The sequence below is a fragment of the Mangrovimonas sp. DI 80 genome (assembly GCF_001975575.1).
Lineage (GTDB): Bacteria > Bacteroidota > Bacteroidia > Flavobacteriales > Flavobacteriaceae > Mangrovimonas_A > Mangrovimonas_A xylaniphaga.
This window is the reverse complement of record NZ_MSDT01000016.1, coordinates 1-1542: the sequence shown is the minus strand read 5'-3', so window position 1 is coordinate 1542 and position 1542 is coordinate 1. Positions and strand designations below refer to the sequence as shown.

Annotated in this window: 1 protein-coding gene; it reads right to left on the bottom strand. The window is 37.7% G+C overall.

The genetic code is table 11. The annotated features are described in order from the left end of the window. Positions 1–312: 312 nt before the first annotated feature. A partial coding sequence (locus tag BKM32_RS16300) for a LamG-like jellyroll fold domain-containing protein (RefSeq protein WP_123812158.1) occupies positions 313–1542 on the bottom strand: 1230 nt, incomplete at its 5' end.

Below are 1542 nucleotides of genomic sequence, written 5' to 3'. Positions count from 1 at the left end.
GTTCCTTGCTCGGTTTGTGCATTAGCAAATTGCAAACCAGTCTGAGCGCTAGAAATCAATACAGATCCCGCAATAAATGCAGGCAAAAACACTTTTTTGTGTAGTTTTTTAATCATAATAGTTAAATTTTAGTTGTCTTTAAAATTATTTTAGACATATAGAATCCGCACAAAAAAACAATCCTTTAACTTTAATTTAACCTACAAAAAACACAAAATACTGAATACCAAAAGAATCATATTTCAAACTACACTTTGCAACAAAAAAAGCCAACCTGAAAAGGTTGGCTTTTCCAGTAACCCTATTACACAATTACATCTTTAGAACTTTAACAGTTACAGCATCCTTATTGTCTGCCTTAAGTTTCAAGAAATAAAGTCCCGAATTAAAATTGCTTGTATTTAATTCAAAACCATTAGTATTATTAAACTGGTATTCCCCAACTACTTTTCCTGTGATGGATACCAACTGGGCTTCCACAGTTTGATACACTCCGTTTAAGGCTATGTTCAAATTTCCAGAAGTTGGATTAGGGAATACTTTCATGGTCTCCATTAAATTTTCTTCAACCCCCAAGGCATTTACATCTACTGCCATGCAGGCTGAAGTAGTTACACAACCATCTACAGTAATCTCCACAGCGTAGTTACCTGAAACCTCTGGAGTAAAAGCCTGTTCTGTTGCACCATCTATAACTGCATTGCCATTATCACAATCAACCCACTGATACACAGATCCTTCTTGAGCTGCTGTTAAAGTAGCCCCTTCCAAAACCAACAAACTATGACCTTCCACCCAGTTAGAAGCAGTACCGGACAATGCAAAATTGTTTAAGGTAGCATCATCTCCCGTAGCACTCATATCTGTTAGAGTTACAACACCTGTATTATCCTCTCCAGGAGTCCCTTCCCCCAACGGATAGTAGATTACAAGCCCAGCTTCATCACCACATAATTCTGTATTCATAGTTTCAAGAATCTCAGTTGCAGATCTTGCTACGTCCCACATTCGAAATTCATCCATAAAACCTCCAAAAAACATAGTATTAGGTCCAGATACACGGTTTCCGATGAGCACATTTTCATAACCAGAAGGCGTATTAACAGTTGTTAAATTTGCCGAGGCAGCTTCTGCACCATTAATATATAAATAGCCAGTACCATTATTTAAAACAAAAGCTACATGCGTCCATGTATCTAAAGGCACTGTGTTTGGATCGGTCCCCATATTTGCATTTGTACCCCCTGAAACAAACTTTAAACTGTTATCATTTTTTACAAGAAAGGTGTTCCTTGACCCAACATCATTAGTACCATAATCTAAAATTCCAAAACTTGACGAAGGAACAGGAGCTGGAACATAAATCCAGGCTTCAAAAGTTCTATTTGCAGATCCAAGAACCCCTGGATATGACGTTTGAATATAATCATCTACCCCATCAAAATGAAGCCCCGTACGTTTGTTAAAGACTGGCTCTGTCACTTCAAAGCTTGTCGCATCAGACATTAATGAGCAATCACCCACTGTAATTTCAACGGCATA